The organism is Streptomyces sp. JW3 (assembly GCF_052216785.1).
Taxonomy (GTDB): domain Bacteria; phylum Actinomycetota; class Actinomycetes; order Streptomycetales; family Streptomycetaceae; genus Streptomyces.
The window spans coordinates 19,371-41,106 of record NZ_JBQOUX010000057.1; the positions used below are offsets into that span (position 1 = coordinate 19,371).

The 21,736-nt window shown below is 74.0% G+C and carries 21 protein-coding genes and 1 pseudogene; 13 read left to right on the forward strand and 9 right to left on the reverse strand.

Going from position 1 to position 21,736, the window contains the following annotated elements:
- Positions 1-13 precede the first annotated feature (13 nt).
- From ACTT8P_RS22610 to ACTT8P_RS22620, 3 genes are all read left to right on the forward strand, one after another.
- Entirely contained in the window at positions 14-1,615 is a 1,602-nt protein-coding gene (locus ACTT8P_RS22610; RefSeq protein ID WP_442833518.1) for an ABC transporter substrate-binding protein, read from the forward strand.
- 90 nt (positions 1,616-1,705) lie between these two features.
- Positions 1,706-2,389, forward strand: a complete 684-nt coding sequence (gene ung, locus ACTT8P_RS22615) for a uracil-DNA glycosylase (RefSeq protein WP_442833519.1) — start codon at positions 1,706-1,708, stop codon at positions 2,387-2,389.
- Positions 2,390-2,530: 141 nt separating this feature from the next.
- On the forward strand, positions 2,531-3,088 hold the full coding sequence (locus ACTT8P_RS22620) for a hypothetical protein (protein WP_442833520.1): 558 nt from the start codon (positions 2,531-2,533) through the stop codon (positions 3,086-3,088).
- A 13-nt stretch (positions 3,089-3,101) separates the two neighbouring features.
- Here ACTT8P_RS22620 and ACTT8P_RS22625 read toward each other — a convergent pair whose 3' ends face one another.
- Positions 3,102-3,617 carry a hypothetical protein gene (locus ACTT8P_RS22625; protein WP_442833521.1) on the reverse strand — a complete coding sequence of 172 codons (516 nt, stop codon included), beginning with the start codon at positions 3,615-3,617 and terminating at the stop codon, positions 3,102-3,104.
- A 412-nt stretch (positions 3,618-4,029) separates the two neighbouring features.
- On the opposite strand from ACTT8P_RS22625, the gene ACTT8P_RS22630 reads away from it, so the two are divergent.
- Positions 4,030-4,935, forward strand: coding sequence for a Gfo/Idh/MocA family protein (locus ACTT8P_RS22630; RefSeq protein WP_442833522.1), 906 nt, complete (start codon positions 4,030-4,032; stop codon positions 4,933-4,935).
- Here ACTT8P_RS22630 and lnt read toward each other — a convergent pair.
- Together lnt and ACTT8P_RS22640 are read right to left on the reverse strand one after the other, a co-directional pair.
- Positions 4,859-6,442, reverse strand: coding sequence for an apolipoprotein N-acyltransferase (lnt, locus tag ACTT8P_RS22635; protein ID WP_442833523.1), 1,584 nt, complete (start codon positions 6,440-6,442; stop codon positions 4,859-4,861). The two genes, ACTT8P_RS22630 and lnt, sit on opposite strands and share 77 nt — an antisense overlap.
- Positions 6,443-6,519: 77 nt before the next feature.
- Positions 6,520-7,218 (reverse strand): NADPH-dependent F420 reductase, encoded by a 699-nt coding sequence (locus ACTT8P_RS22640; protein ID WP_442833524.1) that lies wholly within the window; start codon positions 7,216-7,218, stop codon positions 6,520-6,522.
- A 100-nt stretch (positions 7,219-7,318) separates the two neighbouring features.
- Between ACTT8P_RS22640 and ACTT8P_RS22645 the strand changes: the two genes are divergently transcribed.
- The gene (locus ACTT8P_RS22645) at positions 7,319-7,702 is read left to right on the forward strand and encodes a winged helix-turn-helix transcriptional regulator (protein WP_442833525.1); all 384 of its coding nucleotides are present in this window, start codon (positions 7,319-7,321) and stop codon (positions 7,700-7,702) included.
- Between the two features lie 39 nt (positions 7,703-7,741).
- Complete coding sequence (locus tag ACTT8P_RS22650) at positions 7,742-8,482, forward strand: SDR family NAD(P)-dependent oxidoreductase (protein WP_442833526.1); 741 nt, start codon at positions 7,742-7,744, stop codon at positions 8,480-8,482.
- A gap of 101 nt (positions 8,483-8,583) precedes the next feature.
- Here ACTT8P_RS22650 and ACTT8P_RS22655 read toward each other — a convergent pair whose 3' ends face one another.
- The 3 genes from ACTT8P_RS22655 to ACTT8P_RS22665 form a co-directional block, all read right to left on the reverse strand.
- Complete coding sequence (locus ACTT8P_RS22655; RefSeq protein WP_361167251.1) at positions 8,584-8,763, reverse strand: hypothetical protein; 180 nt, start codon at positions 8,761-8,763, stop codon at positions 8,584-8,586.
- A gap of 71 nt (positions 8,764-8,834) precedes the next feature.
- A complete protein-coding gene (locus ACTT8P_RS22660; RefSeq protein ID WP_442833527.1) occupies positions 8,835-9,710 on the reverse strand; it encodes an undecaprenyl-diphosphate phosphatase in 876 nt (291 codons plus the stop codon).
- Between the two features lie 140 nt (positions 9,711-9,850).
- Positions 9,851-10,615, reverse strand: a complete 765-nt coding sequence (locus ACTT8P_RS22665; RefSeq protein ID WP_442833528.1) for a TVP38/TMEM64 family protein — start codon at positions 10,613-10,615, stop codon at positions 9,851-9,853.
- A 49-nt stretch (positions 10,616-10,664) separates the two neighbouring features.
- Here ACTT8P_RS22665 and ACTT8P_RS22670 point away from each other — a divergent pair.
- The 3 genes and pseudogenes from ACTT8P_RS22670 to ACTT8P_RS22680 all read left to right on the forward strand — a co-directional run bounded on the left by ACTT8P_RS22670 (position 10,665) and on the right by ACTT8P_RS22680 (position 13,754).
- Positions 10,665-11,386 (forward strand): annotated as a pseudogene (locus ACTT8P_RS22670) (DNA alkylation repair protein).
- Positions 11,387-11,644: 258 nt separating this feature from the next.
- Positions 11,645-12,814 carry an elongation factor Tu gene (tuf, locus tag ACTT8P_RS22675; protein WP_442833529.1) on the forward strand — a complete coding sequence of 390 codons (1,170 nt, stop codon included), beginning with the start codon at positions 11,645-11,647 and terminating at the stop codon, positions 12,812-12,814.
- Positions 12,815-12,956: 142 nt separating this feature from the next.
- The gene (locus tag ACTT8P_RS22680) at positions 12,957-13,754 is read left to right on the forward strand and encodes a spermidine synthase (RefSeq protein ID WP_442833545.1); all 798 of its coding nucleotides are present in this window, start codon (positions 12,957-12,959) and stop codon (positions 13,752-13,754) included.
- A 132-nt stretch (positions 13,755-13,886) separates the two neighbouring features.
- On the opposite strand, the gene ACTT8P_RS22685 is transcribed toward ACTT8P_RS22680, so the two are convergent.
- Positions 13,887-15,188: an MFS transporter gene (locus tag ACTT8P_RS22685; protein WP_442833530.1), complete on the reverse strand. Its 1,302-nt coding sequence runs from the start codon at positions 15,186-15,188 to the stop codon at positions 13,887-13,889.
- 132 nt (positions 15,189-15,320) lie between these two features.
- Here ACTT8P_RS22685 and ACTT8P_RS22690 point away from each other — a divergent pair, with 132 nt between their 5' ends.
- Positions 15,321-15,758: a DUF4442 domain-containing protein gene (locus ACTT8P_RS22690; protein WP_442833546.1), complete on the forward strand. Its 438-nt coding sequence runs from the start codon at positions 15,321-15,323 to the stop codon at positions 15,756-15,758.
- Positions 15,759-15,828: 70 nt separating this feature from the next.
- Here the strand turns inward: ACTT8P_RS22690 and galU are convergent, their stop codons facing one another.
- Positions 15,829-16,791, reverse strand: coding sequence for a UTP--glucose-1-phosphate uridylyltransferase GalU (galU, locus tag ACTT8P_RS22695; protein ID WP_442833531.1), 963 nt, complete (start codon positions 16,789-16,791; stop codon positions 15,829-15,831).
- Between the two features lie 163 nt (positions 16,792-16,954).
- On the opposite strand from galU, the gene ACTT8P_RS22700 reads away from it, so the two are divergent.
- Positions 16,955-19,507, forward strand: coding sequence for a beta-glucosidase (locus ACTT8P_RS22700; RefSeq protein WP_442833547.1), 2,553 nt, complete (start codon positions 16,955-16,957; stop codon positions 19,505-19,507).
- 49 nt (positions 19,508-19,556) lie between these two features.
- Entirely contained in the window at positions 19,557-20,192 is a 636-nt protein-coding gene (locus ACTT8P_RS22705) for a DedA family protein (protein WP_442833532.1), read from the forward strand.
- Between the two features lie 81 nt (positions 20,193-20,273).
- Here ACTT8P_RS22705 and ACTT8P_RS22710 read toward each other — a convergent pair whose 3' ends face one another.
- Complete coding sequence (locus tag ACTT8P_RS22710; RefSeq protein WP_442833533.1) at positions 20,274-20,804, reverse strand: gamma carbonic anhydrase family protein; 531 nt, start codon at positions 20,802-20,804, stop codon at positions 20,274-20,276.
- Between the two features lie 111 nt (positions 20,805-20,915).
- Here ACTT8P_RS22710 and ACTT8P_RS22715 point away from each other — a divergent pair, with 111 nt between their 5' ends.
- Positions 20,916-21,680, forward strand: coding sequence for an acyltransferase (locus ACTT8P_RS22715; protein WP_442833534.1), 765 nt, complete (start codon positions 20,916-20,918; stop codon positions 21,678-21,680).
- Positions 21,681-21,736: the final 56 nt, after the last annotated feature.

A 21,736-nucleotide genomic window follows, 5' to 3' on the forward strand; every position in this document is an offset into this window, starting at 1 on the left:
GGGATCGAGGAGCGTGCGCGTGTTCGCGTTGAACTGGCACCGTCGGCTGCGCCGCGTGGCCGCGGGGGCGTCCCTGTCCCTTTCCCTGCTGGCGGCCGGCTGTGGCGTCCTCTCGCCCGACGAGGAGCGGGACGAGCCGATCGTCGTCGGCACCACCAGCGCCCCCAGCACCCTGGACCCGGCGGCCTCCTGGGACGGCTCCTGGGAACTGTTCCGCAACGTCTACCAGACCCTGCTGAGCTACCCCAACGGCGCCACCACGCCCCGCCCCGACGCGGCCCGCGGCTGCGCGTTCACCGACAGCTCGAACCAGGTGTACCGGTGCGAGCTGCGCGGCGGGCTGACCTTCTCCGACGGGGACCCGCTCGACGCGGCGGCCGTCAAGTACTCGATCGACCGGATCAGGGACATCGACGTCGACGGCGGCCCGGCCGGCCTGCTGGGCAGCCTCGACCGGGTCCAGGCACCGAGCGAGCACGAGGTGGTCTTCCACCTCAACAAACCGGACGCCACCTTCCCGTTCGTGCTCGCCACCCCCGCGATGTCCATCGTCGACCCCGACACCTACCCGGCGAAGGCCGTGCGCCGGGACGGCGAGGTCGTCGGCTCCGGGCCGTACGCGCTGAAGTCCTTCGCGGAGGGCGAGCGGGCCGAACTCGTCCGCAACGACCGCTACGACGGCTTCGCGGAGCGCCGGAACGACGCGGTGACCATCGAGTACTTCGACTCCTCGCAGGACATGGTGCGGGCGCTGCGGGACGGGCGGATCCAGGTGACCTTCCGCGGCCTGGCCGCGAACGACGTCATCGACCTGGAGAGCGGCACCGCCGAGGAGGAGGACCTCCAGCTGTTCGAGGGCACCGGCGCAGACATCAGCTACCTGGTCTTCGACCCCGACGACCCCTGGACGGGCCGCAAGGCGGTACGGCGGGCGGTCGCCCAGGTCATCGACCGCGCGGCGATCGCCCACGACGTCTACCGGGACACCGTCGAACCGCTGTACTCGATGGTCCCGCAGGGCGTCACCGGGCACACCACCGGCTTCTTCGACGAGTTCGGCGACCCCAGCGTCGGCAAGGCCCGCACCCTCCTCACCCGGGCCGGCATCGACGAGCCCGTCCCGCTCACCCTCTGGTACACCACCGACCGCTACGGCTCCGAGACCGCCCGCGAGTTCAAGGTGCTCGAACGGCAACTGGAGGCTTCCGGACTGTTCACGGTGACGCTCCGGAGCCGCCCGTGGACGACGTACGTGGCCGGGTACCAGAAGGGCGAGTACCAGGTCTTCGGCCGGGGCTGGTTCCCCGACTTCCCGGACGCCGAGAACTTCATCGCGCCGTTCGTCGGGGAGCAGAACGCCCTGGGCACGCCCTACGCCGTCCCGGAGATCACCGACGAACTGCTGCCGCGCTCCCGGCGGGAGAGCGACCGGGCCGAGGTGGTGGAGGAGTTCGAGGAGGCGCAGCGCGTCCTCGTCGACGACGCGCGGCTGCTGCCGCTGTGGCAGGGCCGGCAGTACGTGGCGACGAGCGAGGACATCTCGGGCGCGGAACGGGCACTCGACCCGTCGACGATCATGATGATGTGGGAACTGCACCGCAAGACGAGCTGGTAGCCCCGCTCCGCTGCCTTTCCGCACCGGTTGTCAGTGGTCGCCTGTAGGTTCTGAAGTGCTGAAGCGACCGCACACCGTAAGGAAGTTGACGTGACCGACATCGCCATGCTGCCCGAGTCCTGGCGCGAGGTGCTGGGCGGCGAGCTGGAGCAGCCCTACTTCAAGGAGCTGACGGAGTTCGTCGAGGAAGAGCGGGCGAACGGCCCCGTCTACCCGCCGCGCGAAGAGGTCTTCGCCGCCCTGGCGGCCACGCCGTACGACCAGGTGAAGGTGCTGGTTCTCGGGCAGGACCCGTACCACGGCGAGGGGCAGGGCCACGGCCTGTGCTTCTCGGTCCGGCCGGGCGTCAAGGTCCCGCCGTCGCTGCGGAACATCTACAAGGAACTGCACGCGGAGCTGGACGTCCCGGTCCCGGACAACGGCTATCTGATGCCGTGGGCGAAGCAGGGCGTCCTGCTGCTCAACGCGGTGCTCACGGTCCGGGCCGGCGAGGCCAACTCGCACAAGGCCCGCGGCTGGGAGCTGTTCACGGACGCGGTGATCCGCGCGGTGGCCGACCGTCCGGACCCGGCGGTGTTCGTGCTGTGGGGCAACTACGCGCAGAAGAAGCTGCCGCTGATCGACGAGGAGCGGCACGCGGTGGTCAAGGGCGCGCACCCGTCCCCGCTGTCGGCGAAGAAGTTCTTCGGCTCCCGGCCGTTCACGCAGATCAACGAGGCGGTCGCGGCGCAGGGCCACGAGCCGATCGACTGGACCATTCCCGACCTGGGCTGATCCGGGGCTGTCGGCCGGGTCGCCCCGTGTCCGCGGCATGAGCGGAGGGACAGGGCCTCAACCCGGGGCTGTCGGCCGGATCGGCCCCGTGTCTGCGGCGTGATCGCCGGGACAGGGCCTAACGTCGTCGGCAACAGCCGGATGAGTGGCGCGGAGGACGCGGTGGCCCAGGGACAGGAGCGGACGGCACCGGACGCCGTGCCGACCCGGATCGGACAGGTCGTCATGCTGCATCACGCGGGCGACCGCGAGGAGGCCCGGCACCGCTACCTCGGCCTGTGGGCGGAGATCGGCGAGCACGGCGACCCGCTGCACCGCTGCACCCTGGCCCACTACCTCGCCGACACCCAGGACGACCCGGCGGACGAACTGGCCTGGGACCTGCGGGCGCTGGCCGCCGCGGAGGAACTCACCGCCGGGCACCCGGCCGGTCACGAGGGCGCGCTCGCCGCGCGTTCCCTCTATCCCTCCCTGCACGCGAACCTGGCGGCCGACTACGACCGGCTCGGCCGCCCCGACGCCGCCCGGCTGCATCTGCGGTGGGCCCGCCGCGCGGCCGAGACACTCGGGGACGACCGCTACGCGGCGGGGGTGCGCGCGGCGATCGGCCGCCTGGAGCGCAGGCTGGGGCAGAGCGGTCCGCACGGTCCTTCCCCGGAGGGGCCGGGGCCCTGGGGGCCGCCCAGGCAGCGGCCCTGAGCGGGAGCGGGGTTCACCGGCCGTAGGTCCGCTCGCAGATGGCCGCCTCCGGGCTGCCCGGCCGCCAGCCGCCGTAGGTCCGGCCCAGAGCGCACAGGTCCGCGTCGCCGCCGCGCTGTTCGGGGAGCGGCGCGGGGATCCTGGGGGAGGCGGGTTCGGGGCGCCGCCGCGACGGCTCGGACCTAGGAGGCCGGGGTGCGGGCCGGGGTTCGGTACGGGCGGCCGGTGGCTGCTCCGGTGGCTGCTCCAGTGGTGCGGCGGTGGGCGAGAGAGCCGACGGGGCGGGCGCGCGGGGCGGTGGGTCGGTCCCGTGGGCCGGTTCCCCGGCCGGTTCGGTCAGTTCCAGGGCCTCGCGGACCGGGGCCTCGACGGCACGGGGGTGCCGGGGGCCGTCCGGACGCGGGGCGGAGGGCCGGGCCTCGCCGGTCGCCGGATCGGGGGCGGGCGGACGCTGGACGGTGACACAGCCGGTCACGGCCGTGACGGCCACGGTCACCAGAAGCGCCGCGGTGGTCGTCGTTCTCTGCACCCGCGCCACTCTGCTGGCCGGTCCGCCCGCACGGCGGCGGACCGGCGCAGGTTGCCCCACATGGGTGACCTTCGGCCCCGTACGAGGTGCCACCCCGTACGGGGTGCCGGGGGCCACCGGGGCTGACGGCGGTGTCCGCTCCGTCCGGGACGGTTCCCCCCGGGGGGCGGGGTGGGGTCTGAACGCGGGGGTTCGGAGGTGCGGGCTCGGGGCGGGGCTCTGAACGCGCGGGTTCGCAGGCGCAGGCGCGGAAGCACGGGTCCCGAAGCCGCAGGTCCCGAGGTGCGGGCCCGGTGTCCACACCCCCGGCCGGCGCTCCTCGCCGCCCCGTATGCTGCCGAGCGGACCCGGGGCGGCGTGGCAGGCGGACCGGGCCGGTGATCTGTGAAGAACTTCCCTGAGGAGAACGCCCGTGAAGGTCGGCTGCATCGGACTCGGCGACATCGCGACCAAGGCGTACCTCCCCGTGCTCGCCTTCCAGCCCGGCGTCGAACTGCACCTGCACACCCGGACGCCCGCGACCCTCACCCGCGTCGGCGACGGACTGCGGGTGCCGCCGCAGCGGCGCCACACCGGCCTCGACGCGCTGCTCGCCGAGGACCTCGACGCCGCCTTCGTGCACGCCCCGACCGAGGTCCACCCCGAGATCGTGACCCGACTGCTGCGGGCGGGCGTCCCGACGTACGTCGACAAGCCGCTCGCCTACGAACTCGCCGACGCCGAGCGGCTGGTGGCCCTCGCCGAGGAACGCAACACCAGCCTGGCCGTCGGGTTCAACCGGCGGCACGCCCCCGGCTACACGCAGTGCGCCGAGCACCCCCGCGAGCTGATCCTGCTCCAGAAGAACCGCATAGGGCTGCCGGAGCAGCCGCGCACGATGATCCTCGACGACTTCATCCACGTCGTCGACACCCTGCGCTTCCTCGTCCCGGGCGAGATCGACGACATCACCGTGCGGGCCCGGGTGCAGGACGGACTGCTGCACCACGTCGTGCTCCAGCTCGCCGGCGACGGCTTCACCGCGCTCGGCGTCATGAACCGGCTCAGCGGCTCCAACGAGGAGATCCTCGAAGTCTCCGGGCAGGACACCAAACGCCAGGTGGTCAACCTCGCCGAGGTCATCGACCACAAGGGCCAGCCCACCGTCAGGCGGCGCGGCGACTGGGTGCCGGTCGCCCGGCAGCGCGGCATCGAGCAGGCGGTCCTCGGCTTCCTCGACGCGGTCCGCGCGGGCAAGGTGCTCAGCGCCCAGGACGCGCTGCGGACCCATGAGCTGTGCGAGCGGGTGGTACGGGAGGTTCAGGAGCGGTCCGCCTGAACCGCAGCGCCCGCCCGCCCGCGGCGGCGGCCCAGCCGACGAGGACGCCCAGTGCCGCGTACGGCGGCCAGTCGCCGAAGCGGACGTAGGGCGTGCTGCCGTGGGCGAGCGGGACGTCGTACACCCGGGCGCCGCTCACGTCGGTGCCGAGCGCCGGCCCGATCCGGGCGCCGCTCGCGTCGTACACGGCGGAGACGCCGGTGAGCGTGGCGTGCACCATCGGGCGGCCGGTCTCGGCGGCGCGCAGCGCGGCCAGCGACGCGTGCTGCGCGGGCGCCCAGCTGTGCTGGAACGTCGACGTCGACGACTGGGCGACCAGCACCTCGGCTCCGTCCTCGGCGAGATGACGGCTCATGTCGGGGAACGCGCTCTCGAAGCACACCATCGGACCGACCCGCAGGCCGTCCCCGGCGTCCATCACGACCTGTGCCGTGCCCCGCCTGCGGTCCTCGCCCGCCGCCTTGCCGACCGAGGTGGCCCAGCCGAGCAGCGAACGGGCCGGGACGTACTCGCCGAACGGGACGAGCCGCATCTTGTCGTAGCGCTGACCGGTCGGTCCGGCCGGGCCGACCAGGACCGAGCTCTTGAATATGCCGGGCCGGTCCGAGCGCCGCGCGTCCACGTTGACCAGCAGGCCGGCGCCGGTCTCCCGGGACAGCGCCGCGAGCCGCCGGGCCAGGTCCGGCCGGTCGCCCAGGTCGAAGCCGACGCTGCTCTCGCCCCACACGACCAGGTCCACGCCCTGTCCGGCCAGCTTGCGGGTCAGCGCCTCCTCGCGGTCGAACCGGCGGGCGGGGCTGCCGGTGCCGGCCACCACCCCGGCCTGGACGACACCGATCCGCACCCGGCCGTCGGCGTCCGAGTGGCCGGGCGGCGGCGACCAGACCCAGGCCGCGGAGCCGGCGGCGGCTGTGGCGAGGAGACCGGCCACGGCGGGCATCCGGGCCCGCCGCGCGGCGACCAGCACGACGACGGCGACATTGACGGCCACGATCAGGAAGCCGACCAGCCACACCCCGCCGACCGAGGCGAGCCGCAGCGCCGCCGGGACCTGCCACTGACTGGCGCCGAGTACGCCCCACGGCCCGCCGAGCCCCTGCCAGGACCGCACCAGCTCGATCACCAGCCACCCTGATGGCAGCACCACGAGCGCCGCCGCGATCCCGGCCCGCGAGGGTGTCCCGCCCAGCAGCCGCCGCGCGAGCCGGCCCCACGGCGCCCACAGCGCGCCCAGCAACGCGGCGATGACGAAGGTGAACACGTGCAGGCTCGGCAGCAGCCAGTGGTGCATCGCCAGCATGAACCCGAACCCGCCGCACCAGCCGTCGTACCCCGCCCGCCGTCCGGTCGGCGCCGCGCGCACCAGCAGCAGCCAGGGGACCAGCGCGCACCAGGCCCACCACCACAGCGACGGCGCGGGGAAGGCGAGTACCGGCAGGGCGCCCGCGAACACCGCGAGCAGGGAGCGGCGCCAGGGAGCGGCGAGCCAGTGGCCGAGGGTCTTCATGGGCGCCTCCCTACCCCGCGGTGCCTCCAGTGTGCGCCGTCGCGGTCATCCGATCAGCGGGAGGCCCGTTCAGTTGATCACACCGGGATGATGGGCGCTGTCTGTCGGGGAGCGGGAGCGGGAGCGGCCGGCTCCTGGTCCGAGGGAAGGCGAGGGACCGCCGAGCCGGGGTCGAAGCCGGCGAAGGCCAGGCCGATGACGAAGCCGGCCGCCTCCTCCAACTGGCGCGCGCGGCCCAGCCCGCCCAGCGTCGCCGGGAGCGCGCCGGCGTCCTGGACCAGGCGCCCGACCACGCGCAGCGCCGCCGCGTCGTCCCCGCACATCGCCACTGTCGCCGGAGGCCGGGCGTCGTCCGAGGGGTCCGTCCACCGGTCGGCGGGAAAGAGATGGAACGCCTTCACCACCCGGGACCCGGGAGCGAGCCCGGCGATCCGCTCCGCCATCGACTCGCCGGGACCGGTGAGCAGGGTGCCGACGCCGTGGCCGACGGCGTTCGTGGGGTCGATCAGCGGCATTTCCGCCAGCGCGCCGTCGGCGGCGCCCGCCGAGCGCAGCATGTCCTCGACCCCGTCCCACGTCACGGCGAGCAGCACCGCGTCGCGGCCGGCGACCGCGGCGTGCGGGGCGACGGCGTGCACGCCGGCGCCCAGTCGCTCGGCGAGTTCGCGGGCCTTGGCCGACGACCGTCCGCCGAGCGCCACCTCGTGTCCCGCGCGAGCCCAGCGCTCGCCCAGGGCCGCCGCGAGTGTCCCGGTGCCCAGAATTCCGATGCGCATCTGTCCGTGCCCTTCCCTCGGCAGTCCGTGAAGTGGCCACGGTAGGGAAGGCGACACGCACCGATCGGTGCGTGCCGGACGCGCGATGATGGGCGGCGCCATGACTGACGCCGATGCCCACTGCTACGAAGCGGTCGCCGACTGCCGGCTGCGTGCGGCCACCGATCTCTTCGCCCACACCTGGGACCCCGTTGTGCTGGCGGCGCTGCGCGAGGGGCCGCGTCGGCGGCGTGAGCTGCGCGCGGCGATCGGTGGCGTCAGCGACAAGGTGCTGACCGACGCCCTGCGCCGGCTGCTCGCGGCGGGACTGATCGGCCGCCGGGCCCGCGCCGAGGCCCCGCCCCGCGTCGACTACGCGCTGACCGGCCTGGGACAGAGCCTGGTCGAGGGGCCGATGAGAGCGCTCGCCCGCTGGGCGGTCGACCACGGCGACGAGCTTCTCGCCGCCCAGGAGAGCCAGGAAAGGGATACCCCTGTGGACTAGGATGATCGATGATCGATCAAATCTGAGCAGGGGGTACCCATGACGCGTCCCATCACCGTGGTCACCGGCGGCAGCCGGGGCATCGGCGCCGCGACCTGTCTGCGGCTCGCGGCGGACGGGCACGACCTCGCCGTGGGCTACGTCCGGGACTCGGCCGCCGCCGAGGCGGTGGCCGACGGGGTGCGGGCGGCCGGCGGGCGGGCCGTCGCCGTACGGGTGGACACGTCGGTGGCGGCGGACGTCGAACGGCTCTTCGCCGAGACCGAGTCCCGGCTCGGGCCGGTGACGGGACTGGTGAACAACGCGGCGGTGACCGGTCCGCTGGGCCGGCTCGCCGACAGCGACACCGCCGATCTGCGCCGGGTCCTGGACGTCAACCTGCTGGGCACCCTGCTGTGCGCGCGGCGCGCGGCGCAGCTGATGGCCGCCCGGGGCGGCGGCGCCATCGTGAATGTCTCCTCGGGCGCCGCGACCCTCGGCAGCCCCGGGGAGTACGTGCACTACGCGGCGAGCAAGGCCGGGGTGGACGCCCTGACGGTGGGCCTGTCCAAGGAACTTGGCCCGGACGGCATCCGCGTCAACGCGGTCGCGCCCGGTCTGGTCGACACCGACATGCACGCCGCGATGGGCGCCCCGGACCGGGTCCGGCAGATGGCCCCGGGCGTTCCGTTGCGCCGCGCCGGGCGCGCGGAGGAGATCGCCGCGGCCATCGCCTGGCTGCTGTCACCGGACGCCTCGTACACGACGGGCGCGGTACTGCGGGTGGCGGGCGGCCGCTGAGGCGGTCCGGTCACCGGGGCCGGCCGGTCCGGTCACCGGGGCCGGCCGGTCCTGTCACCGGGTGTGGCCGGTCCTGTCACCGGGTGTGGCCGGTCCGGTCCTCACGCCGCCTCGATCACCTCGCCGCGCATCGCGGCCGCCCACTCGACCACCAGGAGTTCGTACTCCTCGCGCTCCTGGGCCGACAATGATCCGCCCGCGCGCCGCCACAGCGCGCGGATCCGCTCGTTCAACTCGGCGGCGGAGCGCGCGGAATCGCGGGCCGGGGCTTCGGGGGACATGCCGACAAGCCTAGGGGCAAGCACTGACAGTCCGCTACCGGGCGGCTACAGAAGCCGCCGGGACCGCACGGCTAGTGCGCCGCCTCGCCCGCGTCCGGGCTCAGTACGCCCATGCTGACCAGCACGATGAGCACGATGCCCAGGACGACGCGGTAGTAGACGAAGGGCATGAAGCTCTTGGTGGAGATGAACTTCATGAACCACGCGATCACCACATATCCGACACCGAACGCGATGATCGTCGCGAAGATCGTCGGACCCCAGGCGACGTGATCGCTCTCCAGCGCGTCCTTCAGCTCGAACAGGCCCGAGGCGAGCACCGCGGGGACCGCGAGCAGGAACGAGTAGCGGGCCGCGGCCTCGCGCCGGTAGCCCATGAACAGGCCGCCGCTGATGGTCGCGCCGGAGCGGGAGACGCCCGGGATGAGCGCCGCCGCCTGGCAGAGGCCGAAGATCAGGCCGTCCCGCACGCCGAGGTCCGTCAGTTCCTTGCGCTGCTTGGCCACCCGGTGCCGGCCGCCGCTCTCGTCGCGCGCCGCCAGCCGGTCCGCGACCCCGATCACGATGCCGACGACCACCAGCATGGTGGCGGTGATCCGCAGGTCGCGGAACGGGCCCTCGATCTGGTCCTTCAGGGTCACCCCGAGCACGCCGATCGGGATCGACCCGATGATGACCAGCCAGCCCATGCGCGCGTTGTGATCCCCCCGCATCTCCTTGTTCGCCAGCGACTTGCTCCACGCCCCGATGATCGAGGCGATGTCCTTGCGGAAGTAGATCAGCACGGCGGCCTCGGTACCGATCTGGGTGATCGCCGTGAAGGCCGCCCCCGGGTCGTGCCAGCCGGAGAACGCCGCGGTCAGCCGCAGGTGCGCGCTGGAGGAGACGGGGAGGAACTCGGTCAGCCCCTGGACGAGTCCGAGGATGAATGATTCAAACCAAGACATGAGGTTACGAAGTCCAAGTGCCGATCGTGAACGGGCGGAACGGGCGACGGACACGTCTGCCGACGCCTGCGGTGATCAGGATCGGGCGTGCCGAGGGGCAGCGTAGCGCCCCCGGATGACAGGCCGGGCACAGGGCCCGGTCAGCGCGGACGCAGCCGGTTCCGCTTGCGCCAGGCCAGCACGGCACCGGCGAGACCGGGCAGCGCGATGCAGGCCAGCGCGATCAGGAAGGCGGGCGAGGTGGGGGTGGCGGCGCGGGCGCCGGCCACGACGTAGGCGGCGGTGTTCGGGACGGAGCCGAGCGCCGTCGCGAGCAGGAACGGCAGCAGCCCCATCCGGGAGACCGCGGCGCAGTAGTTCGCCGCCGCGAACGGCACCCCGGGGAACAGCCGCGCGGCCAGCATCGACCGGAAGCCGTGTCTGCTGAGCTGCCCGTCCGCGGCCTTCAGCCACTTGCCGCGCAGCAGCGGACGCAGCGCCTCCTGGCCGAGGATCCGGCCCAGGCAGAAGGCGATGCCGGCGCCCAGCACCGTGCCCGCCAGCGCGGAGCCGAGGCCGAGTGTCGAGCCGAAGAGCGCGCCCGCCGCCAGGTTGAGCAGCGGGCGGGGCACGAAGGCGACGGTGCACAGTCCGTACGCGACCGCGTACGCCAGCACCGCCGCGGCGCCGCCGACGTGCGGTGGCCAGCCGTGCACCAGCAGCTTCTGCGGCTGGAACAGCAGCACCGCCGAGGCGGCCGAGGCGAGCAGCAGGACCAGCAGGGAGAGCCGGGACCACGGCGACAGCAGGATTCTCGTCGCGCGGGCGGAGATCCCGGTCGGCGCGGCGGGGACCGGTGTTGTTCCGGTGGCGGCCCGGGGAGAGGCCGTGGCGGTGCCCCCAGAGCGGGTGGTGGCATCGAGCATCCGGTGACACTAACCGACACATACATGTGATCGCCGTATGGTGCGTCTCATGACTGTCACAGGCGGGCAGAGTCCGGCCGCGCCGAACAGTCCGCTCGCCGACCGCGTGCTGGAGCGGCTCACCGCCGTCTACCCGGCCGCCGCCGACCCGGAGCGGGCCGCGCCGATGCGCGCGTACATGAAAGACGTGGCCCCTTTCCTGGGCCTGACCAGCCCGGTCCGGCGCGACCTGGCCCGTACCGTCCTGCGGGACACCCCGCGCCCCGGCGCGGCGGACTGCGCCGCGATCGCGCTGCGCTGCTGGCGGCTGCCGGAGCGGGAGTACCACTATTTCGCGGTGGATCTGCTGCGCCGTCATGTGTCGGTCCTCACCTCCGGTTTCCTGCCGGTGGTCCGGCATGTGCTCACCACCGTCCCGTGGTGGGACACCGTGGATCCGCTCGCCGCGCATGTCGTCGGCGGCCTGGTGGCGGCAGGCCCGGGGCTCCGTACGGTGCTGGACGCCTGGATCGAGGACGACGACCGGTGGCTGGTCCGCGCGGCCCTGCTGCACCAGCTCCGGTACCAGGAACGCACCGACACCGACCGGCTCTTCGGGTACTGCCGCGCCGCGCGGACCACGGCGACTTCTTCGTCCGCAAGGCGATCGGCTGGTCCTTGCGCGAGTACGCCAAGACCGACCCGGCGGCGGTCCGCGGCTTCGTGGCGCGGCACCGGGAGCGGCTCGCTCCGCTGTCGGTCCGGGAGGCGCTGCGGTCCGTCGGGCCCTGAGCCGCCGCATCGCCTATCGAACTCCCGTGCCATAAAAAACCATTCGACGTGGGGCAAAGCGTCGGCAATCATCGGCGTCATGTTCCGGTACGCCTTCCACCTCGTCGCATCCGCAGCCGCGGATGGACCGAAGGCTGCCGTCGGCGGCGCCCGAAGCTGACCCTCTCCGGATCGTCCGGCGGACCCCGCAGGGGGAGGGTCGGCGAGTCACCGGGGTCCCTCTCGCTCATCCCCCTCACGAGGCTTCGAGGTAACGCCATGTCCAAGACGGCGTACGTCCGCACCAAACCGCATCTGAACATCGGCACGATGGGCCATGTCGACCACGGCAAGACCACCCTGACCGCCGCCATCACGAAGGTCCTCGCCGAGCGCGGCGGCGCCGCGTTCGTGCCGTTCGACCGCATCGACCGGGCCCCCGAGGAGGCGGCGCGCGGCATCACCATCAACATCGCGCACGTCGAGTACGAGACCGACACCCGCCACTACGCGCACGTCGACATGCCCGGTCACGCCGACTACGTCAAGAACATGGTCACCGGCGCCGCCCAGCTCGACGGGGCGATCCTCGTCGTCTCCGCGCTGGACGGGATCATGCCGCAGACCGCCGAACACGTGCTGCTCGCCCGGCAGGTGGGCGTCGACCACATCGTCGTCGCGCTCAACAAGGCCGACGCGGGCGATGAGGAGCTGACGGACCTGGTGGAGCTGGAGGTCCGGGAACTGCTCACCGCGCACGGCTACGGCGGTGACACCGCGCCGGTCGTACGGGTCTCCGGACTGAAGGCACTGCACGGCGACCCCCGGTGGACGGCGTCCGTGGAGGCGCTGCTCGACGCGGTGGACACGTATGTGCCGATGCCCGAGCGGTATCTGGACGCGCCGTTTCTGCTGCCGGTGGAGAACGTGCTCACCATCACCGGCCGGGGCACGGTCGTCACGGGTGCCGTCGAGCGTGGCACGGTCCGGGTCGGCGACCGCGTCGAGGTGCTCGGGGCGGGCGTCGAGACGGTGGTCACCGGCCTGGAGACGTTCGGCAAGCCGATGACGGAGGCCCAGGCCGGCGACAACGTGGCGCTGCTGCTGCGCGGGGTCCCCCGGGACGCGGTCCGGCGCGGGCACGTGGTGACGGCGCCGGGGAGCGTGGTGCCGGCGCGGGGGTTCACGGCCCAGGTGTATGTGCTGTCGGCGCGGGAGGGCGGGCGTGCGACGCCCGTCTTCAGCGGATACCGGCCGCAGTTCTACATCCGTACGGCGGATGTCGTCGGGGACGTCGACCTGGGGGAGGGCGGTGTCGCCCGGCCCGGGGAGACGGTCACGATGGCCGTGGAGCTGGGGCGGGAGGTGCCGCTCGAGCCGGGGCTCGGGTTCGCCATCCGCGAGGGCGGACGGACCGTGGGCGCCGGGACGGTGACGGAGGTGCGGTGAGAGCCGGGCTCCCGCACCGGCGCGGCGGACGGCCGGGCACCGGCACGATGGAGAGCGGAAAGCCGGGCACCGGCACAATGAAGAGGTGAACGCCGATCCCGTACCCGTCTCCCGCGTCACCGAGCACGGGCTCGCCAAGCTCATGCCGGACATCGACCGGGAGCGGGCCTGGCTGCTGACAGTCGACGGGGCGCCGCAGTCGTACGTCGACCTGGACCAGCCGGAGCATCTGGAGTTCGAGTACACGCGACGGCTCGGGCATGTGCTGGACGTCGTGGCCGAGCCGGGGCGGGCGCTGGACGTACTGCATCTCGGCGGGGGCGCGTTCACCCTGCCCCGGTACGTGGCGGCGACCCGGCCCGGCTCCCGGCAGGACGTGGTGGAGTTCGACCGCGGACTGCTGGAGCTGGTCGCCGAGCACCTGCCGCTCCCGGCCGGCGCCCGCATCGCGCCGCACCCGGCCGACGCCCGCGACTGGCTGGCCAAGGCCCGGGCGGACTCGGCGGACGTCCTGGTCGCCGACGTCTTCGGCGGCTCCCGGGTGCCCGCGCACCTGACCTCCGTGGCCTACGCGGAGCAGGCCGCGCGGGTGCTGCGGGGCGACGGCGTGTACCTGGCCAACCTGGCCGACGCCGCGCCGTTCGACTTCCTGCGCTCCCAGCTGGCCACTCTCGCCACTCGGTTCGCGGAGCTGGTGCTGATCGCCGAGCCGGGTGTGCTGCGCGGGCGCCGGTTCGGCAACGCGGTGCTGGCCGCCGCCCACCGGCCACTGGACGTGACCGCGCTGGCCCGCCGCACCGCCGCCGACGCCTTCCCGGCCCGGGTGGAACACGGCCCGGGACTGCGGAGGTTCATGGGCACCGCACGGCCGGTGCGGGACGCGGACGCGGTGCCGTCACCCGAGCCGCCCGAGGGGGCGTTCGGTATCGGCATCGGGTGAGGCGGTACCGGGGTCCTGGTGCCGTGGCTGTCGGGAACGTGCGGTGGGCGGTATCGGCTGATGCGGTGCGGGGGCCTTCGGTGTCGGCGGGTTGCCTGCGTCTGGCCGGCGCGGGACGCGGACGCGGCACCGTCACCCGGGCTCTCCCAGAGGGCGTTCGACATCGGCTGACGCGGCGCCGCCGCCCTTCGCCGCGCGCGTCACCGGCGAAGGGCGGCGGCGCAGGTTCCGTACGTCCGGGACGCCCAGTACGGCCGCCGTGACCAGGACCACCAGCACCGCGCAGCCCCACAGCGACTCGGTGCGCCCGAACGCCGACTCCGAGGGGCCCGCCAGCGCGGTCGCCGCCGGCACCAGCGCGACCGAGCCGAACCAGTCGTACGCCGATATCCGCGACAGCTTCTCCTCGGGCACCTCCTGATGCAGCGCGGTCATCCACGAGACGCCGAAGACCTCGATGGACACGCCGGTGACGAGCATCACCGCGCACAGCACGCCGACCGGCGCCGTCAGCGCCAGGGCGGCGGAGGGAAGGGCCAGCGGGAAGACGCACAGGGTGCCGGCGAGCAGCAGGCGGCGCGGTTTCCAGCGGGTCATCAGCAGCGCGCCGCCGACCGTGCCGGCGCCGAAGCAGGCCAGCGCCAGGCCCCACGGGCCGGCCCCGCCCAGGTGGTCGCGGGCGACCAGCGGGCCGTAGACCGCCTCGGCGGCGCCGACCACCGCGTTGGCGACCGAGAACTGCACCACGACGCCCCACAGCCACGGCCGGCCGCTGAACTCCCGCCAGCCCTCCCGCAGATCGGCGAACAGGCCGTCGCCCGGGGCCCGCGGCAGGATGTGGCTCACGTCGAGCAGCCCGCGCAGCGCGGCCGCACAGCCGAACGCCGCCGCGTCCGCCGCGAGCACCCAGCCGGGACCGATCGCGGCGACCAGCGCGCCGCCCAGCGCCGCGCCGCCCAGGCCCGCGCCGTGCACCGCCATCCGGAACACCGCGAAGGCCCGTCCGGCGTGCTCGCCGTCGACCGAGGACATCAGCATGCCCTCCGCCGCCGGGGAGAAGAACGCCTGCCCGGTGCCGCCGAGCCCGGCCAGCAGCATCATCTGCCACAACCGCGGCTCCCCGGCCAGGACCAGCACCGCGAACGCCGCCTGCGACACACAGTTCAGCGTGTTGGCGGCGACCATCACCCGGTGCCGCGGCAGCCGGTCCGCCAGCGCGCCGCCGATCAGCAGGAAGAGCACCAGGGGCAGGGTGCGGGCGGCGGCCACCAGACCCACGTCGCCGCCGTCGCCGCCCGCCTCCAGCACGGCGAACGCGGCGGCGATCAGCGCGCCGTTGCCGCCGAGGCCGGTCACCACCGTGGCGGTGGTGAGCAGGGTGTAGTTGCGGGTCGCCCAGACGGGGCGGCGGGGGCGGAAGGGCAGGGTCGGCACTGGGTGACTATCGCCGTCCCGGCCGCCGATGACAATCCGTGTATGCCGCATCCGGTGCTTCCGGGAAGGGGCGGACGGCCTCTGGCCCCCGATGCTACTCACGGGTAACCTGTCGTCATGAGCGCAGACCAGATGTCGATCGGCGAGATGCTCGCCGCCACGGTGCCGATGGTGCGGACCCTGAAGCTGGAGTACCTGGAGACCGGTCCGGACCGGGCCGTACTGGCCCTCCCGGACCAGAGCGAGTACCGCAACCACGTCGGCGGACCGCACGCCGGAGCGATGTTCACCCTCGGCGAGTCGGCCAGCGGCGCGATCGTGCTGGCCGCGTTCGGCGACCAGCTCTCACGGGCCGTGCCGCTGCCGGTCAACGCCGAGATCGCGTTCAAGAAGATCGCGCTGGGCCCGGTCACCGCCACCGCGACGCTCGGGCGGCCCGCCGCCGAGGTGGTCGCGGAGCTGGACGAGGGCCGGCGCCCCGAGTTCCCGGTGACCGTGGCCATCCGGCGCGAGGACGGCGCCGTCACCGGGGAGATGACCGTGACCTGGACCCTGCGGCCCAACGGCTGAGCACCACGGCAGCGCGAGCCGCGAGGGCCCGGCCGGGTGGTGCCGGGCCGGGCCCTCGGACCAGCGGGCGTCAGGCGGCGAGGTGACCGCCGGTGCCGTCCAGGGCGCCGTCCCCGCCGCCCGCCAGGCCGGCCACGAACTCCTTCAGCCACGCCGTGAAACCCGGCCCCAGATCGGGCCGGTCGCAGGCCAGCCGCACCACCGTGCGCAGGTACTCCGCCTTGTCCCCGGTGTCGTAGCGCAGGCCGTCGAAGACCACCCCGTGCACCGTGCCGCCCGCGGCGAGGTCCTGGAGGGCGTCGGTGAGCTGGATCTCCCCGCCCCGGCCCGGCGCGGTGCGCTCCAGGACGCCGAAGACGGCCGGGTCCAGGACGTAACGGCCGATGACCGCGTACCGGCTCGGCGCCCGCTCCGGGGCCGGCTTCTCCACCAGCCCGGTGACCCGGACCACCCCCTGCTCCCCGGTGGCCTCGACGGCGGCGCAGCCGTACAGGTGGATCTGGTCCGCCGGCACCTCCATCAGCGCGACGACGCTCCCCGCGTACCGGCCCTGGACGTCGAGCATCCGGCTGAGCAGCGTCTCGCGCGGATCGATCAGGTCGTCGCCGAGCAGCACGGCGAACGGCTGGTCGCCGATGTGCCGGCGGGCGCACAGGACCGCGTGGCCGAGGCCCAGCGGCTCGCCCTGCCGGATGTGGTGGATGTCCGCGAGCCGCGCCGGATCGCGCACCGCGTCCAGCCGTACGGTGTCGCCCTTCGCCGCGAGGGTCTGTTCCAGTTCCAGGGCGTGGTCGAAGTGGTCCTCGATGGCCCGCTTGTTGCGCCCGGTGATCATCAGTACGTCGTCCAGACCGGCCGCCGCCGCTTCCTCGACGACGTACTGGATGGCCGGTTTGTCGACCACCGGCAGCATCTCCTTGGGGGTGGCCTTCGTGGCGGGCAGGAACCGCGTGCCGAGCCCGGCGGCCGGCACGACCGCCTTGCGCACGGCACGGGCGGGACCGGTCGTGGTCGGAGTGGGGGAGGCGATCATGGGGTCATGCTGACCCGGCCGGATGGGAAACGGCCGAGAACCGCCTCGGAGCGAGCTGTGGGTCATTGCGGGCGCCTTCGCGCCGCGCCGCGTCGCCCGGCGGGATGCCGGGCCCGCCTTGGCGCATAGTGCCTGCGTGCACAGACCCCAGGAGCCCCGGACCGTGACCCCCGCCGCCTCCCGGCGGACCGCCCTGCGCCTGCTGACCGGCGCCGCCGTCGCCGGGGCGGTGGCCGGAACCGGCGGCCGCGCCCACGCCGCCGGCGGCAGCGGACGTGTCGACGGACGTATGTCCGCGGTCGGCGGCAGCGCGGGAGTCGACGGACGTATGTACGCGGTCGGGGGCAGCGCAGGTGCCGACGGACGTACGTACGCCGTCGACGACCTCGTCGCCCGGCTGACCCTCTCCGAGAAGGTCTCCCTGCTGCACGGGGCACCCGATCCCGCCCCCCTGGGCCAGGCCGGCCACCTCCCCGGCGTGCCCCGCCTCGGCATCCCGCCGCTGCGCCTGGCCGACGGCCCGGCCGGCGTCCGGGTCGCCGCTCCCGCCACCGCGCTGCCCGCCCCCGTCCTGCTGGCCGCCGCCTTCGACCCGGACCTGGCCCGCCGCTACGGCGAGGTCATCGGCCGCGAGGGCCGCGCGCTGGGCCAGGACGTGCTGCTCTCCCCGATGGTCAACCTGATCCGCATCCCGTACGCCGGCCGCAACTTCGAGACCCTCGCCGAGGACCCGCTGCTCGCCGCCGACCTGGTCGCCGCCGAGATCGAGGGCATCCAGAGCGAGGGACTCGTCGCTACCGTCAAGCACTTCGCGCTGAACAACCAGGAGAAGGACCGCGAGACGGTCGACGTCCGGGTCGACGAACGCACCCTGCACGAGGTCTATCTGCGTGCCTTCGAAGCCGCCGTCACCGCCCGCGCCGGCGCGGTGATGGCCGCCTACAACAAGGTCGGCGGCACCCACGCCGGCGAGCACCCGGACCTGCTCACCGGCGTGCTGCGCGAACGCTGGGGCTTCGACGGCCTGGTGATGAGCGACTGGTCCGCCACCCACTCCACCGCCCGCGCCCTCGCCGCCGGCCTCGACCTGGAGATGCCGGACGGCAGGCACTACGGGGACGCCCTGCTGACCGCGGTGCGCGCCGGCACCGTCCCCGAGCAGCACGTCGACCGCGCCGTACGCCGCGTCCTGACCGTCATGGACCGCTTCGGCCTGCTCGCCGCCGCCCCGCCGTCGCGCCCCGCCCGGGACGCCGCCGCCGGGGCCGCCGTGGCCCGCGAGGTCGCCGAGGCCGGTGCCACCCTGCTGCGCAACGAGCACGGCACCCTGCCGCTGGCCCCCGGCCGCACCGTCGCCGTGATCGGCCCCACCGGCGCTCGCCCGCTGGTCGGCGGCGGCGGCAGCGCTCATGTCGTCCCCGACCGCGCCGACGCCCCCTTGGACACCATCGGCGCCCGCGCCGCGCGGGTGACGTACGCCCTCGGCGAGGACATCTTCGGCAAGCGCCTGCCCGCCGACGCCCTCACTCCCGCCCTCGACACCGAGTCCCGCCCCGTCTCCGCCGGCCGCAGCTGGACCTACGACGGCACCCTCACCGTCCCCGAGGACGACGAGTGGACCCTCCTCCTGCACTACTCCGGCGACCCCGCCCACCGCCCCGAGGTCCGGCTCGACGACGCGAACCTCTTCCCGATGGCCCCCGGCTACACCGAGTACTTCCCCGGCGGCCTGCTCACCACCGCCCCCGACGGCCTCGCCGTCCGCCGCCGCACGCTGCGGCTCGGCGCGGGCCGGCACCGGCTGCGGATCACCGCGTCCGGGGGCGAGCGGGGCCAGACCTTCCGGCTGCGGCACCTCACCGGCGCGACCCGCGCGGCCGACGTCACCGAGGCGGTACGCGCCGCCCGCGCCGCCGACGACGTGGTCCTCTTCGCCTACGAGGACGCCACCGAGGGCCAGGACCGCACCACGCTCGCCCTGCCCGGCGGCCAGAACCGGCTGATCGAGGCCGTGACCCGGGCCAACCCCCGCACCACCGTCGTCCTCAACACCTCCGGGGCCGTCCTGATGCCGTGGCTGGCCGGGACCGGCGCCGTGCTCCAGATGTACTACCCCGGCCAGGAGGGCGCCGCCGCCACCGCCGCCGTCCTGTACGGCGAGTGCGACCCGGGCGGCCGGCTCACCCAGACCTTCCCCGCCGCCGACGACCGCCACCCGGTCGCCGGGGACCCGCGCCGCTACCCGGGCGTGGCCGGCACCGAGGAGTACCGCGAAGGCGTCCACATCGGCCACCGCTGGTACGACAGGCACGGCGTGCGCCCGCTGTTCCCCTTCGGGCACGGACTGTCGTACACCTCCTTCGCCTACACCGGCCCGGTGGCCCGCCCGGTGCGGGACGGCGGGCTCGACGTCACCTTCACCGTCCGCAACACCGGCGACCGGGACGGCGTGACGGTGGCGCAGGTCTACGTGGGTCCCTCGCCCGACCTCGCCCTCGACCAGCCCGTACGGGCGCTGGCGGGCTACCGGCGGCTCGCGCTGCGGGCGGGGGAACGCCGCCGGGTGACCGTGCGGGCCGGCGCCCGCACCCTGTCCTGCTGGGACGTCCGGCGCCACGACTGGGTGCTCGGCACCGGCCGGCGGGCGGTGTGGATCGGGACGTCCTCGGCCGATCTGCGGCTGCGCACGAGCGCGGACGTGGGTGCGCCCGGGTGACCAAGTAGGCTTCCCGGGACAGCAGGAGCGAAACCCCGAGGAGCCGACAGTGCACGTCCAGGAGTGGCTCGACACCGTGCCCGCGGCGGCCGTCTACGCCGTGGTGGGACTGGTCATCGGTCTGGAGAGCCTGGGCATCCCGCTGCCCGGCGAGATCATCCTGGTGTCGGCGGCCCTGCTGTCGTCGCAGCACGGCGGCATCGACCCGGTGATCCTCGGCGCCTGCGCCACCGCCGGCGCGGTGATCGGCGACTCCATCGGCTACGCCATCGGCCGCAAGGGCGGCCGGCCCCTGCTGGCCTGGCTGGGCCGGAAGTTCCCGCGCCACTTCAGCGAGGGCCACGTCGCCACCGCCGAACGGTCCTTCACCAAGTGGGGCATGTGGGCGGTCTTCTTCGGCCGCTTCATCGCCCTGCTGCGCATCTTCGCCGGCCCGCTGGCCGGTGTCCTGCACATGCCGTACTGGAAGTTCCTGATCGCCAACGTCCTCGGCGGCATCGTCTGGGCCGGCGGCACCACCGCCGTCATCTACTACGTCGGGGTGGTCGCCGAATCCTGGCTCAAGCGCTTCTCCTGGCTGGGCCTGGTGGCGGCGGTCCTCATCGGCGCCACTTCCATGCTGGTGCTGAAGAGGAGGGCGAAGAAGGCGGAGCCCCTCACGGCACCGGAGGCGGAAACCCCCTGAGGGGCGCGGGACTGTATCGATGTGCGGCTCCGCCGCGTGGGCGCGACCAGCCCCCACGCACCCGCAGCCCGGGAAATACCGTCATCCTCCGAGCTCCCCCCGGTGCACCTTCGCCAACCCCGCGTACCTCGTGCCGTTGAGGGTCAGCCCCTCCCTTTCCTCCCGTGTCAGCTCCCGCCGCACCTTCGCCGGCACCCCCGCCACCAACACCCCCGCCGGCACCACCATCCCCTGCGGCACCAGCGCCTGCGCCGCCACCAGCGACCCCGTCCCGATCACCGCCCCGTTCAGCACGGTCGCCCCCATCCCGACCAGACAGTCGTCCTCGACGGTCGCCCCGTGCACCACCGCGTTGTGCCCGATGGACACCCGCTCCCCGACGGTGACCGGGAAGCCGGGGTCGGCGTGCAGCGTGCAGTTGTCCTGGACGTTGCTGTCCGCTCCGACCGTGATCCGCTCGGCGTCGCCGCGCAGCACCGCCCCGTACCAGACGCTCGCCCCCGCGCCCAGTGTCACGTCCCCGATCACCGAGGCGGTCGGCGCCACGAACGCCGCCCCGGCCACCTCGGGCTCCCTGCCGCCGATGCCCGTGATCAGTGCCTTGTGCGTCATCGTCGCCTCCTGGTCGGGTGAGGTGTCCCCGGCACGGTAGCCCACCGGTGGGGCGAAGATCACAGCCCGCCCCGCACCCTCACCGGGCGGCCCGCTGAGTACCGTGTGCGGGTGCCGAAGCGCGAGAACACGTATCAGTCCTGGGGGCGCCGCCTCGCGCAGCGGGCCGTCCACGCGGGCTGGGACTGGGTGCGGCGCACCGGTTCGGTCACCGCCGAGCAGCCCGGACGGTTCCGCTTCGGCGCCCTCGGCCCCGGCACCCGGCTCGCCTTCCCGCTCGGCACGGTCTTCGGCGAACCCTGGATCCACCTCGGCGCCCACTGCATCATCGGCGAGCAGGTCACGCTGACGGCCGGTCTGATGCCCGACCTCGACCTCGGCCCGGAGCCGATCCTGCGCCTCGGCGACGGCGTCGTCCTCGGCCGGGGCAGCCACGTCATCGCCGACACCACCGTCACCATCGGCAGCGACTGCTACTTCGGCCCGTACGTCTACGTCACCTCCACCAACCACTCCTACGACGATCCGCACCAGCCCATCGGCAAGCAGTGGCCCCGGATGGAGCCGGTCGAGATCGGTCCCGGCTGCTGGATCGGCACCGGCGCGGTGATCCTGCCGGGCGCCCGGATCGGCCGGAACGTGGTGGTGGCCGCCGGCGCCGTGGTCCGCGGCGCGGTGCCCGACCACGCCGTGGTGGCGGGCGCGCCCGCCCGCGTCGTACGGCGCTGGACGCCCGACGGCGGCTGGCAGCCCCCGCTGCGCACGCCGGCCCCGGTGCCGATCCCGGACGGGGTCACCCCGGAGCAGTTGCGGGCGCTGTCGGCGCTGGACGAGGAGACGGCCGCGCACCTCGCGCGGCTGGACGCGGAGTCCTGACCTCGGCCGGTCCGGCAGTACAGTGCACTGAACGATCTGGTACAGCCACGCACCAC

Coding starts and splice junctions, on each gene's coding strand:
- ACTT8P_RS22640 (WP_442833524.1), bottom strand. CDS start 7,218: ATGCGCATCGGAATTCTGGGCACCGGGACACTCGCGGCGGCCCTGGGC.
- ACTT8P_RS22665 (WP_442833528.1), bottom strand. CDS start 10,615: ATGCTCGATGCCACCACCCGCTCTGGGGGCACCGCCACGGCCTCTCCC.
- ACTT8P_RS22645 (WP_442833525.1), top strand. CDS start 7,319: ATGACTGACGCCGATGCCCACTGCTACGAAGCGGTCGCCGACTGCCGG.
- ACTT8P_RS22680 (WP_442833545.1), top strand. CDS start 12,957: ATGCCGGACATCGACCGGGAGCGGGCCTGGCTGCTGACAGTCGACGGG.
- tuf (WP_442833529.1), top strand. CDS start 11,645: ATGTCCAAGACGGCGTACGTCCGCACCAAACCGCATCTGAACATCGGC.
- ACTT8P_RS22710 (WP_442833533.1), bottom strand. CDS start 20,804: ATGACGCACAAGGCACTGATCACGGGCATCGGCGGCAGGGAGCCCGAG.
- ACTT8P_RS22690 (WP_442833546.1), top strand. CDS start 15,321: ATGTCGATCGGCGAGATGCTCGCCGCCACGGTGCCGATGGTGCGGACC.
- lnt (WP_442833523.1), bottom strand. CDS start 6,442: ATGAAGACCCTCGGCCACTGGCTCGCCGCTCCCTGGCGCCGCTCCCTG.
- ACTT8P_RS22650 (WP_442833526.1), top strand. CDS start 7,742: ATGACGCGTCCCATCACCGTGGTCACCGGCGGCAGCCGGGGCATCGGC.
- ACTT8P_RS22660 (WP_442833527.1), bottom strand. CDS start 9,710: ATGTCTTGGTTTGAATCATTCATCCTCGGACTCGTCCAGGGGCTGACC.
- ACTT8P_RS22655 (WP_361167251.1), bottom strand. CDS start 8,763: ATGTCCCCCGAAGCCCCGGCCCGCGATTCCGCGCGCTCCGCCGCCGAG.
- ACTT8P_RS22620 (WP_442833520.1), top strand. CDS start 2,531: ATGAGTGGCGCGGAGGACGCGGTGGCCCAGGGACAGGAGCGGACGGCA.
- galU (WP_442833531.1), bottom strand. CDS start 16,791: ATGATCGCCTCCCCCACTCCGACCACGACCGGTCCCGCCCGTGCCGTG.